Origin of the sequence: Solibacillus kalamii, from assembly GCF_002174535.1 — a bacterium.
GTDB classification, from domain to species: domain Bacteria; phylum Bacillota; class Bacilli; order Bacillales_A; family Planococcaceae; genus Solibacillus; species Solibacillus silvestris.
Genome location: NZ_NHNT01000005.1, coordinates 30,636 through 46,356, shown reverse-complemented (window position 1 = coordinate 46,356; position 15,721 = coordinate 30,636). Strand labels below are relative to the sequence as shown.

The following is a 15,721-nucleotide window of genomic DNA, read 5'->3' as shown; positions in this document are numbered from 1 at the left end:
TACAGAGCGGTTGGGTGGCCCCCAATCGCTTTTTTATTTACCCTTTTTGATAGTTGAAATTAAAAACACCACCTAGATGGCGAGTCTAAGTGGTGAAAATAAATTTTTTCAGCATCATTCGGAAAAAACGATAAATTGTATCGACTAGACGAAAAATGTCAGTCACATAGCGAAAAATGGCGAGTTTTTCGTTACGCTTTTTTTCCGAAACAGCCTTAGCCTTTTCTTTGCGTGATGGATAAGACACAGTAGTACACCTCCTTTACAAAAGGAGTCAGCTGGATGCTGCTTTTCTATTGTACCATGAAATATTGAAGAGAATATTACTGTTTTTAATAGAAAAATGCATAAAAAAAGCGTCCAAATCCGGCAAACAATTCTGCGGATTTGAACGCTTTTTTTATTACGGGCGTTTTTACATAAGTCCACTTTTGTAGTTGGTAAGAGGATACTTTTTTGGTTTAACGCACCGACCGTAAAACCCACCTATAAATGTAAAACATTCTTTCATGTAAACTGGACGACATGCTGGACGTTTTAGGAAGCTAAGAACACCCACTAGTGTCAACCCGTATGTATCACCAATTCAGCTAGCTCCATTTACATCTTTACGATCTGTTCAGAAAACATAGCCATGGTCAATTGGTGCTATTCGATATTAAAAAGAACCGCTGCAACCATATTCGGTAAGTTATATCTATATAATAACGGTTGACTACTTAATGAGCATTTATACCTATTGATTATAAAAACAATATAAATTTACATTGATTCAAATGACTTATTACACTCGAATTTTAGTAGGTTTAATGATATAGTTTTTAAGTTGCAAATACTATCTTGAGTTGTGTTTTAAAGTCGATATTATAGGTCAAATGGGAATTTAATTTTTTGGTGAGAAATCAGCAAGAAAGTTACTAATATAGTAACTTACATATGTATCAAATTAAAGGCAACTCAAAATAAAAAAATGAGGAGTTTATTATGTTCAAAAATATGACGTTCTTTAAACGGAGCATGCTATCAACGGTTTCAGGGATTATACTGATTAGCATTTTTTTAATTGGAGTCAGTTATTTTATCCAAGGTAGCCTTTTAAAAGATCAGTTAAGAAGCCAAACAAAAGCCATTTCAGAATCATGGTATGAGCAAATGGAAGGCTCGGATATTGCAGACTTAACGAAAAACCCGGATATCACAAGTAAAACACATGTGGAATATACAGATATGTTCGATAAAATGAGCGAATACAATCCTTCTGTATCACATGGTTATATTTTTGGTACTGAATTAAGCGGTGCGAATGGTAATGAAACATCATTAATTTCTTTTGATTCAGAATTATGGGAAGCCTTCTCTTCTGAGGGGATGGTCGTTGGTGATATGTATGAACAACCGGGCTTAGTAGTAGAGGGACTTAAAAAGTTAAAGGAATCCAATGAACCGCAATTTACTGAAGTATACAGCGATGATTTTGGTACATGGTTAACATTTATGTATCCAATCTTTGATAGCAATAATGAGCTGTTTGCTTATTATGCAATCGATGTAGATGCATCTAGTATTAATAAAGGCCAAATGGATTTATTAAAAATGTCGCTTCTTGTTTTAGCGGTATTACTTGTTCTATTTATTTTAGCTCAGTATTTTGTTATCAAAAAGCAATTAAAGCCACTGCAATTCCTATTGGTTGGTATTAATAAAGCAAGCAATGGTGACTTGAAATCAGATTTACCAGAAGGTACAGATGAATTAGGTACAGTCAACGCGAGCTTCAACAACATGATCGGATCCCTGAATAACACGGTAAGCGGGGTAAGTGATTCAGCATCCAGCCTGAAAGCAGGTGCTATGGACTTAGAAAGTTCGTTCAAAGCGACGTACGAATCATCGGAAAAAATTACGAACTCAGTAAACAGCATGCAAGTAACTTTAAAAGGCCAAGAAACCTCAATTGAAGAAGCAGCCTTTTCTATGGAGGATATGTCTAAACAAGTACAGGATATTGCAACAAACGTGTCTGATGTTTATAGATATTCTGAGGAAGTAATGTCATTTACTGAAAACGGCAAGGAGTTAACAGATAAAGTTTCAAATCAAATGGAATCCATTAATGTGGATGTTGAGGAATCGAATAGAACGATTCAAACTTTAGTACAACTATCTGACGAGATCGGCTCTATTTTAACTGTAATTAATTCAATTTCAAGTAATACAAATTTACTTGCATTAAACGCAAGTATTGAAGCCGCAAGAGCTGGCGAACATGGTAAAGGGTTTGCGGTAGTCGCTCAAGAAGTTAAACAGCTATCTGAACAATCCGCGCAATCTACAGAAGACATTCGAGAATTAGTGAATCGGGTACGCACATCGGTTCGAGAAACTGAAACGGTTATGTCTAGCATTCAAAAGGAAGTTTCAGCAGGTAAGGAATTAACTGTAGAAACAAGTGAAATGTTTAATAAAATCCTTAATTTCAACAATGATATTTCAGCTAAATTACAATCGGTTTCAGGGTCGGCAGAAGAAATATCGGCAGGTGTAGAAGAAACAACCGCTATGATGGTTACTCTTTCTTCTAATGCCAAAGAAATTTTAGAAGGCTACGAGGGTATTGTTGAAAACATTGAAGATCAACAAACGGCTCTAGGTACAATCGGCGGTATGTCAGAGAAGTTAATTAATACCTCTGAGCACTTGGAAGATATAGTTAGCCAATACAATAAGTAAAAACAAACAGGGGATTCTTCAAAGAATCCCCTGTTCTAAATAAATAACTTTTACAGCAGTCAAGGAGAGAAAAACATAATGAATACCATTTTAAAAGAGTTTAAGAGTGTAGTTGCGCGATTCAGCGATTCAGCAGCTATTAAAGAAGGCCAAAAAACAATTACATATAAAGAACTAAACGAAGAATCAAATAAAATTGCCAATCATTTAAAAGAAAACGGTTTGCAGAAAGGGGAATTTGTAAGCATTTACTTGAAGCGGAGTATGGAAACAGTCATCTCAATCTTAGGGATTATTAAAGCGGGCGGTGTATATGTACCACTTGATCCTACACATCCGGTAGAGCGTAACAAGTACATTATTAACGATACAAAATCATCGAACATTATCACAAGCGAAAATCTTTTAAATAGTATCCAAGGGATGGTAACTGAAAATACGAATTTCTTGTTAATGGAGAACCTTAAAAATTTAGAAAATGTAAATATCGAGTTCACAGATGATGATATTGACGATTTAGCATACGTTATTTATACTTCCGGAACGACCGGCAACCCGAAAGGAACTTTAATCCGTCAGCGCGGTGTAATTAATTTAATGGACTTCATGTTAAAAGAATGGTCGATTACAAATGAAGATATTATTATGCAGTTTGCTACATACAGCTTCGATGCTTCCATTTTAGATACGTTTGCCTCTTTATATAGTGGTGCCACATTATACTTGATTGACGATGCGGAGCGTATGTCAGAAGAAGGTTTTTTATCAGTGATCCAACGTGAGAACATTTCTATTATCCCGGCGATTCCAACCGTATTCTTTAATCGCATTGTAAACTATGTGAACGAGCGAAATTTAGACATTTTCAAAGGTGTAAAAATCGTAGGTGTTGCAGGTGAATTATTAACTGGTGATTTAGCTCGAAAGTTCAAGTCAAGCATCGGGGAACAAATTCGTTTCTTTAATTTATATGGACCAACAGAAACTACAGCGATTGTAACGTGTTATGAAGTGCCAAACAACTTGTCTGAGTCTGTATTTAGTGTGCCGATTGGTGATGATTTACCGGGTACAAAACTTTATGTAGTCAGTGAAGAAGGGAAAGTCTGTGAAACAGATGAAGTAGGAGAGCTTTGGATTGCATCGGAAGGGATTTCTTTAGGCTATTTAAATAACAAGGAAAAAACAGAAGAGGCATTTATTAAAAATCCTTTTGACGAAAATATTTATGGCGGAATGCTATATAAATCAGGCGATTTAGTAAAACGCCTGGCTGACGGTAATATTGAATTTGTTTCTCGAAAAGATACGCAAGTCAAAATACGCGGTCATCGTATTGAAATCGCTGAAATTGAAACACGAATGAATGAAATTGAAGGAATTAATGATGCAGTAGTCGTCGTTGAAGTTGTAGACGGCGAAAAAACATTAAAAGGGTTCTTCACATCGGATGAAGAGTTATCGTTCAATTCTATTGTTGAAAATTTAAAAGTAACTTTACCAAGCTATATGATTCCATCGAAACTTAAACAAATCAAGGATATTCCTTTTGCGCCTACTGGTAAAGCAGACCGTAAAAAGTTAGAGCAGCTTGAAGCAGATCCAGTCGTATTACTTAAAACAGGTGAGATTGTAGAACCGCGAAATGAGATTGAAGCAGATATTTTAGCTGCATGGAAAGCCGTTTTGGAATTAGAAAACATCGGTGTAACGGACGATTTATTTGATATTGGTGGTCACTCTTTAAAAATTATTGCGATTTTATCGAAATTAAAAGCAAAATATAGCACAATTTCTATTAAAGATTTCTTCGATTTAAAAACAGTTGAAAATTTAGCGGCTAAGGTGCAAGCCGATGCTAAGTTAGGTGCTCGTGAGTTTAAAAAGGAATTTACACAGCTTACTGAATATCCGAAAATGGCAGTTACTGAAAGATTACCTGAAGTTGAAACTGTGCTTGTAACGGGTGCTACCGGCTTCCTTGGCAGTCACATTGCCGACAAGCTTGTACAGGAAGGAAAAAGAGTGATTTTGCTTGTACGTGGAGAAGATGCAGTTAAGCGTGTAAGCGATACAGTGAAATATTTCTTCAACAAAGAAGTTTCTTCTAATATCCTTGTATTAAAAGGTGATTTAACTGAAAAGTATTTAGGATTAAAAGAAGAAGAATTTAAGGACTTAGCAACACGCATTGATGCTATTATTCATAGTGCGGCTGATGTACGTCACTTTGGAGATCGAGAGCATTTCGAAAAAATCAATGTACAAGGTACGCAAAATATCTTTGAATTAGTAAATGTAAACCCAGCAATCGTATTCCACCATATTTCGACTGTTGGTGTTGTTGAAGATTTACTGGCAGAAGGTAAATGGGGTTTATTGGAAGGGACTACTGAAATGCCAGAAGGTTTATCCGTAGAAAGTGTGTACACGGATACTAAGATGATTGCGGAAAAGTGGATATTAGACAAGGCTAAAGAAAACAAACAAGTTTTTGTTTACCGTATGGGAAATTTAGTAGGTCGTTATAGTGATGGGAAATTCCAAAGCAATATTGACGCAAATGCCTTTTACCGTATGTTAAAACTAATGATTCTAGGCAAGAAAGCACCGCAAGTATTATGGAAAGTGGATTTCACACCAATTGACTTTGCAAGCGAAGTAGTCGTAAATTCCGTACTTAAAACGGATAATTCTCAGCGTGTGTATCATGTAAGCCATCCAAACCCAATTACCTTTGAAGAATTGATCGCGGTATTAAATGAATTAGACTTCGATATTACAATGATTGAACAAGAAGAATACAACGCCTATATTCTAAGTGACGAAATGAGCGAGGAAGTTAAAAACTTAGCGGTTGCTCAACTTGACGGTGACGGTGCAAATGATTCAAACGCTGTCTATGACAGCAATAACACGATGCAGGTACTCGAGCTTACAAACATTCCTGTGTTGAATAAAGAGTACATCGGTAAATTAATCAATCATGCTATTGCAGTCGGATTTATTAAAGAAGCAGTTCTGGCTTAAATGTAGGCGTGGGGGCTATCAACTGCTTATAACTAAATGATTGGAGCACCGATTTTTATGTCTTTTCTAACATGAAATCGGTGCTTTTTTTGTTCTGAAATAGAGAACATTTCTTTTAAGTGTTTATATACACAATACTGTAGGGGCCATTGCCTACTTTTTTATTGGAGTGAAGCGAATCCTTGAATATTTATATTATTGAAGATTGGAAAAGTAACGTGAATACTGATGAGCCTAAAGGCAATTGGGCGTCAAACCTTATCGAGAGTACATTTAATATTCGAATTAGAAAAGATGAAAGGGGCAAGCCTTATATAATCGGTGAAGAAAAATTTATTAACTGGAGCCATACAGAACGGTTTTTAGTAGTTGCTATCAGTACAATCGGGAATATTGGGGTCGATGCGGAACATTTGATGATCCCTTATGAGGAAACATTATACGGTTGGATTTTACATGAACAGGAAAAAAACAAATTGAACGCGGGCACTCTGTTTTCAGAGATTTGGACGAGGAAAGAAGCGATTTTAAAATATACAGGCGAGGGCATTCATGAAAATATGTGTGAATTAAATAGCTATGCTCTTGATTACAATATTTCTTCATTTACATATAACAACCTTTCGATAAGCGTGTGTTATGAAGATTGTTCAGACGTTTTGAAATTATATACGAATGCTCAATAATCCTTAATCATTTGGAGTAAATAGTAGATATATAGAAATCAGCCTCTAACAGTGTTAGAGGCTGATTCGTTTATCCTCAACTCGTCAAAGTAAGGAAGGTTATTTTAGTGAGAAATGTCTTGTACAGAAATACCTGTTTGAGCTTTTACTTCAACTTCACGGTATTTTAGATCATTTCTTTCTTTAGAAATTAATGTACCGATAAATCCACCTAAGAAGCCAAGAGGTACAGAAATTAATGCCGGGTTCGTTAACATAATTAACGGTTCACCAACAAAGATTGCTTTACCTTCCACCGGATTCCATACGTTTGGAGATACGGCAACTAAAATTAATGCAGAAATTAAACCTGTTAACATTGCTGTAACCGCACCTGATGTGTTGAAACGTTTCCAGTAGATTGTGTAGATAATTACCGGTAAGTTTGCTGATGCCGCAATACAGAATGCTAATGATACTAAGAATGCTACGTTTAATGTTTGAGCACCTAAAGCTAATAGTATCGAAACAATGGAGATAATAATTGAACCGATACGAGCTGCTTTAACCGCTTCTTTTTCAGTAACTTTACCTTTTTTAATAATTTGACCGTAAATGTCATGTGATAGGGCAGATGCGCCCGAAAGCACTAAGCCTGCTACTACCGCTAAGATTGTCGCGAATGCTACCGCACACACGAATGAGAATAGAATGTCGCCACCAAGCGCTTGTGCTAAAAGTGGGGCAGCCATGTTACCTGCCGGGTTCGCTGCTATGATTTCGTCTTTACCAACGAATGCCGCTGCACCGAAACCTAGGAAAATCGTTAATACATAGAATAAACCAACAATCCAAGTAGCCCAAATTACTGAAGAACGAGCTGTTTGTGCGTCTTTTACTGTGAAGAAACGCATTAGGATGTGTGGAAGACCTGCTGTACCAAGTACTAACGCCAACAGCATTGAAATTGTATCAATACCATTTGTATAACGTAAACCTGGATTTAAGTAAGCTTCACCATGCTCAGTTACCGTTGTCATTTGAGTAAACATAGTAGCGATAGAGAAGTCGAATTTTGCTAACACTAAGAATGAAATAATAACAGTACCTAACATTAATAGACATGCTTTAATGATCTGTACCCAAGATGTTGCCGTCATACCACCGAATAATACGTAAATTGTCATCATGACACCAACTAAAAGTACCGCCATCCAGTATTCAATACCTAACAGTAATTGAATAAGGGCACCTGCACCTACAAGCTGGGCAATCATGTAGAACAATACAATTGTAATCGTAGATAATGCTGCCGTACCACGAACTTTTGCTTTATCGAAACGAGCTGTAATCATGTCCGCTAATGTGAAACGGCCTAAGTTACGTAATGGCTCTGCAACGATATATAAAACTACTAAATAGGCTACAAGGTAACCGATCGAGAAGAAGAATCCATCAAAACCGAATAATGCAATCGAACCGGCGATACCTAAGAATGATGCTGCTGATAGATAGTCACCAGCAATCGCCAGACCATTTTGCCAGCCCGTTAAACCGCCGCCAGCTGTGTAGAAGTCTGATGCACTAGATGTACGTTTAGACGCCCACCAAGTAATGACTAAAGTTAAACCTACGATTGCTACGAAGAAGAATATCGCTGTAAAACTCATTTGCTTTTACCTCCTTCATATTCCGCAATAATTGCTTTCGCTTCTGCGTCATATTTATTAGCACGTGCTACATAGAAGTGAGCTAATCCCCAAGTCATTATGAATAAACCTGCAGAATAGAGCCAAACCCATGTAATATCACCAATCGCTTTTTGATGTAAGATTTCTGTAAACGAAGTTAAGATTGGTAATAACATATAAAGTACTAAAAAAATTGCGGTAATCGACCATAAAAATGAATTCTTTTTTCTTGCAAGTTGCCTGAAAGATTGCTGCGATGCAATTCTCTCATAATCAATAATCGGCCTTTGATTATTCCCCATAAACATTCCCCCATTTGTGATAATTATTACTGCTTAATGTACGTAAAATTCTGCTTTTAGGATTTTACATTTTCATTCTATTTTAGCTGTAACAAAATTGCAACACTTTTTAAATAAATTATGTGGAAAAATTTACTGCAAAAATAAGTTTAATAGAGAAAAAATAATACATTAAGGGGAGAATATTAAATTGTTATATTTTGGGTAATTGGTGGAAAGGTATATGTTATATGGGTTTGAAGAGGTCTATATATTAAAATATTACAAAGAATCAGAAATTTAATTATAAGAAAATATTATTCATTTCTATAAGTAAAAGTAATATTTAAAAAATAATTTATTTTACAAAAATACAAATTCAGTATATTCAAAAAGTTATATTCATGAAAAAAATGGTATAAAAAAGCAAAAAACTGCCCGAAAATAGTAAATATTTTCGAGACAGTTTTCTATCATTCAAATCTATTCATCTAATTTACTTTCTTATCATAATTAATGAGAAACATCTTGTACAGAAATTCCTGTATGTGCCTTGACGCGGATCTCTTTATAAACACGTTCTGACTCTGCACGTTCCACTTTATGTGCTGTTAATATAGAACCTAAATAACCTGCAAAGAAACTTAAAGGAATCGTAATGATGGCAGGTACTGCTAAGTTCACGAGTGGTTCGCCTACGAAAATCGCATTTCCTGTAGGACTCCAAATGTTAGGGCCTAGCGCACCTAATACAAGACAAGATACTAAACCGGTAACCATTGCTGCAACCGCGCCGTTTGCATTGAATTTCTTCCAATAGATTGTGTAAAGGATAACTGGTAAGTTCGCCGATGCCCCGATACAAAATGCAAAGGATACAAGGAATGAAACGTTTAAGCTTTGCGCAAATAATGCCAAAATGATAGAAACAATTGCAATGGAAATCGAACCGATTCTAGCTGCTAATACTTGTTGCTTTTCTGTTAATTTCCCGTCTTTAAGAATCTCACCGTAAATGTCATGCGAAATCGCTGATGCACCTGTTAATACTAACCCGGATACAACCGCTAATATAGTAGCAAACGCAACCGCACAAATAAATGATAATAAAATATTGCCGCCTAAAAACTCTGCCAACAACGGGGCAGCCGTGTTACCCGCAGCATTTTCTGCGATGATTTTATCAAACCCTACGAAGTGCATTGCACCAAAACCTAAGAAGATTGTCAGCGAGAAGAAAATCGCTGTAATCCATGTTGTCCATGAAATCGATGCACGCGCCGTTTTCGCATCTTTTACCGTAAAGAAGCGCATTAAAATATGTGGTAAACCTGATGTACCGAGCACTAATGCAAGCATCATCGAAACCGAATCGATTGTAGATGTATACTTCATACCAGGTACTAAATACTCGTCACCGTAATTTGTGCTAACCGTATCAAACATTTTCACTAAACTAAAATCAAACTTCGAAAATACTAAAAACGCCAATAATGTTGTACCGAACAATAATAGACCTGCTTTAATAATCTGTACCCAGCTCGTTGCCGTCATTCCGCCGAACAGTACATACGTCGTCATCATGACCCCTACAATTAAAACAGCCATCCAATACTCAATACCGAATAAAAGCTTAATTAACGCGCCCGCACCAACCAATTGGGCTATCATATACAAAATTACGATAATGATCGTGCCTGTAGCAGCTACACCGCGAATCCGTTTTTCATTAAAACGCGCTGTCAGCATATCAGCCAAAGTATAGCGCCCTAAATTACGCATCGGTTCTGCTATTATATATAGTAGAACTAAATTTGCAACGACATATCCGACAGAAAAGAAGAAGCCGTCAAAGCCTGTTAATGCAATCGCTCCGGAAACCCCTAGAAATGCAGCTGCCGATAAGTAGTCACCGGCAATGGCAAATCCATTTTGCCAACCTTTTAAACCACCGCCAGCTGTATAGAAATCACTTGCTGAAGAAGTTCTCCTAGCCGCAATATATGTAACGATCAAGGTTAAACCGACGATACCAATAAAGAAACCTGCTGAAACAAGATTCATCGTCAAGCACCTGCCTTTTCATATTCTTGTAAAACAGCAGCTGCAGCTTTATCAAATTTTGATGCCATTTTTACGTAGAGTGTACATAAAATAATGGTCATAATGAATAAGGCAAGCGAGTAAACCCATACCCACGTAATATTGCCGACAGCCTTCTGTTGTAACACAGAAGTGAATGCCAGTATCGGTAATAAGAGGTAAAATGTCAAAAATGTTATAGTTATTCCGAATAAAAATGTGTTTTTCTTCTTTACAAACTGATTAAATGTTTCCATGCGATCGATTTTATCATAGTTAATACCATCGCATTTCGCTGAGATTTTGTTATCTAATTGACTCAACGGAATTCCTCCTTATGAAAAATTATTCTGTTTTAAACGGCATATTACGCTTTGGATCCGTTAATAGTACTCATTGTAAGAGGGGATAGAATATAATGCAATAACATTTTTTCTGAAAACTTGGAATGTTTAAAAAGGGAATGAAGTAGAATTATCAAGTTTTAAGGAGATAAAATAGAAGGAGTGGTATTGTAAATTTACAGTAGATTATTATTCAAGAAAAAGAAAGTAAAGAAAAACATATTTTAGATAGAATTTAAATTACATGAAGCACAATATTATATTTCGTCACTGAAAATATTTATAGTTTTCGATTTTTATAAGCTATCCAGCAAATTGTACTATAACACAAAAGTGATAATAAAAATTTGATATACTTAACATGTGAAAATTTTTATTTAACCTATTGATTTTAATTTGTAGAAATAATTGATTGGAATTTACAAAAATTGAAAGTTAAATATTAATATTTTGACTATGTGTTAGAAAAAACCCGGTATATTATAAATAAAGAATCAAAAAAATATTAAAATGGAGGGACAGTATGTTGAATTTGAATTCGAAACGATTAACTTTTGAACGGTATTCAGATAAGGATCTTGCGCATGTTATTGACCTTGTTTCGGACCCATTTATGATGAAATTTATTGGAAATGGACATACAAAAGATGAACAGTATGCAATTCGTTTAATCGAACGGATGATGGAACAGTACCGTAATTTTGATGATTATGGGTTACATAAATTAATCCATCGTCAAACGGGAGATTTTATCGGTCATGCGGGGCTTGTTGCACAAGTTATTGATGATACATTTGAAATTGAGCTTGGGTACTGGATTAAACGCGCTTACTGGGGACAAGGCTATGGATTTGAAGCAGCTCAGGCATTGGCAAAATATGCAGATGAAGAAATGTGGCTGCACCGTTATATTTCAGCGATTCAAGTAGGCAATGAAGGATCTAAAAAGATTGCATTAAAAAACGGAATGCAATTGGAGAAATTAATTGAAATGGACGGGAAAAAGGTTGAAATATATGTTAAGCTCAATTCATTTGAAGAAGACCCAACGGAAGCGTTATAAGAGGAGTATCGACATATTGTGAAAACATATTTTGAAAGCTATGAACAATATAAAAGGCAAGGAAATTCAATCAAAACAACAACCATTACAGCGAAACAATTGCTGCCGGCGCTTATTGCCCATATGGAGCGTATGGACAGGCAATTTACGCTGCATATTAACGGCCAGCTGCCTATGCCAATCGATGCTTTAATGAAGGAAGCCTTTGACCAGTGTCATTTAGAACAGCCATTTTATACTCAGCATTGTGAAAAGCGCAGCTATAAATATCGCCAATTAACGAAAAACCGGATTAAAGTGGAGTTTACGATGCGTTACCGGATGTCACGTCAGGAAGAAAAATGGATGGTTGATGAAATTCAAGCCATTTTAAAGAAGCGAATTCATGCTGACATGTCGATATTGCAAAAGGTTTTAATTGTCCATGATTATATTGCCAGAACGTATAGCTATGAACGTCATACAGAAGGTTCGCCGTTTGCTGTGTATACGTTTATGAACGAAAAACACGGTGTTTGTATGGCATATGCGCTTTTGTTTGAAAAGATGATGGAAGCTTTGGAAATCCCTTGTTATTATGTGATCGGAAAAGCGGCGGGTGAGGGAACAGAGGGACATGCTTGGAATATGGTGCAAATTGATGGGCATTGGTATCATGTTGACGTGACTTGGGATGATATCGGTTCTAGTCCAGGTAGAGAAGTTCGCTATCGCTATTTTTTAGTTGCGGATGAGAAAATGCGTCTTGATCATGAATGGAATGAAAATCATTATCCGATTTGTACGAGTACTAAATTTGAAGCATTTCATCGTTTATATGATGGCTGTGTCGTCAATACTAGTGTATATTATCCGCATCCTGGAAATGGCCATTTGTATGAAATGAACTTGGCGAATTATCCATTACAGGCTAAACAGAAACTTCCTGTTAACATTCAATTTTGTTTCTCTATAAATGGATTGTTATATTTCAGGAATGATTCTCAACGACATTGGAAGTCTTGAATGCAGATGAAACGACAGATAGTATTCAGAAGTTGTTTTCAACGGATATAGAAAGTGAAGATTCACTAATAGTTGAAACGGATGAAAATCGCTTGGAAGTCCCGTTAAATACATTTGGGGACAGCTGGGTAGCTTCAGTTGAACAACAAGCGGATTGTCAGCCAATGGTGTTTAAAAGCGCGGATGGAATCGAATTGATTGTAGAAGATCGTTGCAAACAATTAACGGTAGATATATATATTAATAGAGGTTTACATATACAAATAACAAGTAACCGAAAAAATGTGGAATTCCATCAGCCGGCACAATTGAAAATGCCAACCGCGTTAATACCAGGTTTGGAGCAGCAGTTAAGTAAACAAAACGCGTTGGAGTATTTTGCAGATGAAAATTTTATTTATATACAGCTGTTTAAAAGCGTAACGATCCAACAAAAAAAGTAAGCAAATGACCATAATATATGAATCCGGTTATATTATGGTCATTTCATTAAAAAAACGTATTTTGTCTCACTATTATAAGTATACTTTTGAAACGAGACTTAGCTTCCTATAATATATATTATGACCGTGTCCCTATTTAATATTCCTATAAGTGGATCACTGTAGACTTCCCTCGATCATTGTACATGCACAAGACTTTCTTGTCTTTGTAATACCGTTTGATTAAAAATTGGACGAGACTTTTAAGGTTTAATCAAAAATGCCTCACAAATCCGTAATTTACGGTAAAAAAGAAGAATGCATTTTGAAAGAAACTTTGATCAAAATAGATTCTTCTCTTACATATATAAGTTTCCGTTTTATAAAAAAAGTTTGATCATTTTCTAACTGTTTTGCCCAACCATCGTACCCGATTGTTGTTTTATGGCTCCTGTACAATTTCTTTTATAGCTTCAGCTAAAGCATCCGTAGCTCTAAAAGCCTCTTCCATTGTATTTTCAGTTCCACCAATATTTAATAATACAGACTGCTTTTGAATTTCTTGATTATATGTGTTCCTTGGATTTTCACCTTTCTCAATTACTCCTCTAGATATTCCTGGGTATAGCTTTTCTAATTTTTGATGTAGATGGTTCGCAAACTCTCTGTTTTCTTTATAATTATCACTAATTTTTGATACAACAAGTCCAATTTTTGCATAGTCTTTTCCATCAATATTTACCGTTGTAAACTTTCGTTCTTGGCTGTCTCTATGAATATCTAAAACCATTTCTATGCTCGTATGTTTTTTTAATGTTTCCTGCAAATTTTCCCGCGAAACATTATAAGAATCTTTAAATGTTAAGTTACGTTCTTCTAAGACTGCAAAAATATCAGTATCATCATGGATAGCGAAAATATTTTTTTCTTCCAACGCTTTACTTAATTGCATTCCGACCATAGTAACATTATCCGTCTTACGAAATGCCTCGTTGGGAACCTTTACGTTATATGCCTCTTGATTATGCGATTGATAAATAAACACTAATGGATTATTTTCATTTGTAGCAATAGTTGATAAAGATTTGTCTCCGTGATTACTGAGAACATTTGTAATTACTTCTTTTCCACTGAATAAGAATAACCATGAAAATGCTAATGTGAAAAGTAAAACACCGCTATATATAGCAGAAGTTCTTCTCACTGCCCCTTTTATTTTCATGTTTTCAGCCTTCCTCCTAAGTTTATTTTCAGTTTCTGTAATAAACTCTTTACTTGGATTTTGAGGATAAGCTTTTTTGATCATGTTAAATAGTTCTTTATCATTTTGCATTGGGCAATACCTCCTCAATACCAATATTCATTTTTCTTTTTAAGTCTTTCAAGGCTCTGTGGTAATCCACTTTCACTTTCGATTCGCTACATTGTAAAATGTCAGCGGTCTCCTTTACAGAAAATTCATTAATGCCACGAAGTATAACAACTGCCCTAAAATTTGGTTTCAACTTAGAAATGGCTTCATGTACAAAATTTTCCATTTCGTTAATTTCCACTTCTTCATCAGGCTTCTTACCGTTTGATTCCAACTGTGTGAAGAATCCATCCTTAAAAACGGAGAAAAACCTCTTTTTTCGATAATGATCAACTGCTACATGTTTGGCGATAGAAAATATCCATGTTTTTAGATTGTACTCGCTTTTAAAATGATTTAGGTTTTTTAATAATCTAATGAAAACTTCTTGTGTTAAGTCCTCTGCATCATTTTGATTTCCTGTAAAGCAAACTAGAAATCTGAATACGTCTAAATAATAATTATTGTAGACCTCAACAATACTGGACTCTAAGTCGTTTAAATCAATCAAGCTTTTCCTCCTCATTGTATATTCACTAATTATTCGTTTGATCTTGGAAAAAGGTTACAATTATTTATTTTTAAAAATTTAGTAGTAGTAAGAGGGTTATTACACGGTACTCCCTAAGTTCTGGCAAAGATATAAAATAAAACGCCATTCTTCTTTAGAATAGCGCACGATTGTGGAAGACAATATTATATTTATGCCTTTGTTATTTGAATAACAGATTCCCTTTCCATAAGTTATTCAATAATAGATAACATCTATTTACCTTCCCAATCCAATACGTACCAATAACTATTATGTAATTGCATCTGTTGTGAGAAAGCTATTAATAATTCATCATGGTTATACTTTTTGTATCGTTCCTTGTTGTATTGCTTGATTAAATAGACACCAGTATCTGTTGTTATTTTCCACTTTAAGTTTAACCAACCCCGTTTTATTGGTGTAGCGTCAAATATTTTAAATCCAAAATCACGATTACACGTATTTATAAGATTGTTTAATACCATTTCTTCTGTTAATACAACATCCATGTTTCATCACCACGTA

At 35.4% G+C, this 15,721-nt stretch carries 14 protein-coding genes; 6 read left to right on the top strand and 8 right to left on the bottom strand.

Features of this window, described 5'->3' with window-relative positions; all coding sequences use genetic code 11:
• Positions 1-85: 85 nt before the first annotated feature.
• Positions 86-247: a hypothetical protein gene (locus CBM15_RS19265; protein WP_158100200.1), complete on the bottom strand. Its 162-nt coding sequence runs from the start codon at positions 245-247 to the stop codon at positions 86-88.
• A gap of 737 nt (positions 248-984) precedes the next feature.
• On the opposite strand from CBM15_RS19265, the gene CBM15_RS09240 reads away from it, so the two are divergent.
• The 3 genes from CBM15_RS09240 to CBM15_RS09230 all read left to right on the top strand — a co-directional run bounded on the left by CBM15_RS09240 (position 985) and on the right by CBM15_RS09230 (position 6,446).
• Positions 985-2,730 carry a methyl-accepting chemotaxis protein gene (locus tag CBM15_RS09240; protein WP_008408780.1) on the top strand — a complete coding sequence of 582 codons (1,746 nt, stop codon included), beginning with the start codon at positions 985-987 and terminating at the stop codon, positions 2,728-2,730.
• 78 nt (positions 2,731-2,808) lie between these two features.
• On the top strand, positions 2,809-5,760 hold the full coding sequence (locus tag CBM15_RS09235; protein ID WP_087617252.1) for an amino acid adenylation domain-containing protein: 2,952 nt from the start codon (positions 2,809-2,811) through the stop codon (positions 5,758-5,760).
• Between the two features lie 182 nt (positions 5,761-5,942).
• Positions 5,943-6,446: a 4'-phosphopantetheinyl transferase family protein gene (locus tag CBM15_RS09230; protein WP_087617251.1), complete on the top strand. Its 504-nt coding sequence runs from the start codon at positions 5,943-5,945 to the stop codon at positions 6,444-6,446.
• Positions 6,447-6,550: 104 nt separating this feature from the next.
• Here the strand turns inward: CBM15_RS09230 and CBM15_RS09225 are convergent, their stop codons facing one another.
• From CBM15_RS09225 to CBM15_RS09210, 4 genes are all read right to left on the bottom strand, one after another.
• The gene (locus CBM15_RS09225) at positions 6,551-8,095 is read right to left on the bottom strand and encodes a solute symporter family protein (RefSeq protein WP_087617250.1); all 1,545 of its coding nucleotides are present in this window, start codon (positions 8,093-8,095) and stop codon (positions 6,551-6,553) included.
• Positions 8,092-8,418: a DUF485 domain-containing protein gene (locus tag CBM15_RS09220; RefSeq protein ID WP_087617249.1), complete on the bottom strand. Its 327-nt coding sequence runs from the start codon at positions 8,416-8,418 to the stop codon at positions 8,092-8,094. Before CBM15_RS09220 ends, CBM15_RS09225 begins: the two co-directional genes overlap by 4 nt.
• Before the next feature lie 492 nt (positions 8,419-8,910).
• Complete coding sequence (locus tag CBM15_RS09215; protein WP_087617248.1) at positions 8,911-10,461, bottom strand: solute symporter family protein; 1,551 nt, start codon at positions 10,459-10,461, stop codon at positions 8,911-8,913.
• Positions 10,462-10,463: 2 nt separating this feature from the next.
• Positions 10,464-10,802, bottom strand: a complete 339-nt coding sequence (locus CBM15_RS09210) for a DUF485 domain-containing protein (RefSeq protein ID WP_008408769.1) — start codon at positions 10,800-10,802, stop codon at positions 10,464-10,466.
• A gap of 544 nt (positions 10,803-11,346) precedes the next feature.
• On the opposite strand from CBM15_RS09210, the gene CBM15_RS09205 reads away from it, so the two are divergent.
• The 3 genes from CBM15_RS09205 to CBM15_RS19530 are packed head-to-tail and all read left to right on the top strand — an operon-like array spanning position 11,347 to position 13,334.
• The gene (locus CBM15_RS09205) at positions 11,347-11,886 is read left to right on the top strand and encodes a GNAT family N-acetyltransferase (RefSeq protein ID WP_087617247.1); all 540 of its coding nucleotides are present in this window, start codon (positions 11,347-11,349) and stop codon (positions 11,884-11,886) included.
• Between the two features lie 18 nt (positions 11,887-11,904).
• On the top strand, positions 11,905-12,891 hold the full coding sequence (locus tag CBM15_RS09200) for a transglutaminase domain-containing protein (RefSeq protein WP_239835830.1): 987 nt from the start codon (positions 11,905-11,907) through the stop codon (positions 12,889-12,891).
• Positions 12,879-13,334 (top strand): hypothetical protein, encoded by a 456-nt coding sequence (locus tag CBM15_RS19530; RefSeq protein ID WP_239534663.1) that lies wholly within the window; start codon positions 12,879-12,881, stop codon positions 13,332-13,334. Before CBM15_RS09200 ends, CBM15_RS19530 begins: the two co-directional genes overlap by 13 nt.
• A 421-nt stretch (positions 13,335-13,755) precedes the next feature.
• On the opposite strand, the gene spoIIP is transcribed toward CBM15_RS19530, so the two are convergent.
• The 3 genes from spoIIP to CBM15_RS09185 form a co-directional block, all read right to left on the bottom strand.
• Positions 13,756-14,646: a stage II sporulation protein P gene (gene spoIIP / locus CBM15_RS09195; RefSeq protein ID WP_087617246.1), complete on the bottom strand. Its 891-nt coding sequence runs from the start codon at positions 14,644-14,646 to the stop codon at positions 13,756-13,758.
• Positions 14,636-15,175, bottom strand: a complete 540-nt coding sequence (locus CBM15_RS09190; protein ID WP_087617245.1) for an RNA polymerase sigma factor — start codon at positions 15,173-15,175, stop codon at positions 14,636-14,638. Before CBM15_RS09190 ends, spoIIP begins: the two co-directional genes overlap by 11 nt.
• A gap of 254 nt (positions 15,176-15,429) precedes the next feature.
• A complete protein-coding gene (locus CBM15_RS09185) occupies positions 15,430-15,705 on the bottom strand; it encodes a hypothetical protein (protein WP_193433776.1) in 276 nt (91 codons plus the stop codon).
• Positions 15,706-15,721: the final 16 nt, after the last annotated feature.

What these genes read in the sequence shown, in the direction of transcription:
- CBM15_RS09240 (WP_008408780.1), top strand. Translation starts at nt 985, where the DNA reads ATGTTCAAAAATATGACGTTCTTTAAACGGAGCATGCTATCAACGGTT.
- CBM15_RS09220 (WP_087617249.1), bottom strand. Translation starts at nt 8,418, where the DNA reads ATGGGGAATAATCAAAGGCCGATTATTGATTATGAGAGAATTGCATCG.
- CBM15_RS09185 (WP_193433776.1), bottom strand. Translation starts at nt 15,705, where the DNA reads ATGGATGTTGTATTAACAGAAGAAATGGTATTAAACAATCTTATAAAT.
- CBM15_RS09205 (WP_087617247.1), top strand. Translation starts at nt 11,347, where the DNA reads ATGTTGAATTTGAATTCGAAACGATTAACTTTTGAACGGTATTCAGAT.
- spoIIP (WP_087617246.1), bottom strand. Translation starts at nt 14,646, where the DNA reads ATGCAAAATGATAAAGAACTATTTAACATGATCAAAAAAGCTTATCCT.
- CBM15_RS09215 (WP_087617248.1), bottom strand. Translation starts at nt 10,461, where the DNA reads ATGAATCTTGTTTCAGCAGGTTTCTTTATTGGTATCGTCGGTTTAACC.
- CBM15_RS09225 (WP_087617250.1), bottom strand. Translation starts at nt 8,095, where the DNA reads ATGAGTTTTACAGCGATATTCTTCTTCGTAGCAATCGTAGGTTTAACT.
- CBM15_RS09235 (WP_087617252.1), top strand. Translation starts at nt 2,809, where the DNA reads ATGAATACCATTTTAAAAGAGTTTAAGAGTGTAGTTGCGCGATTCAGC.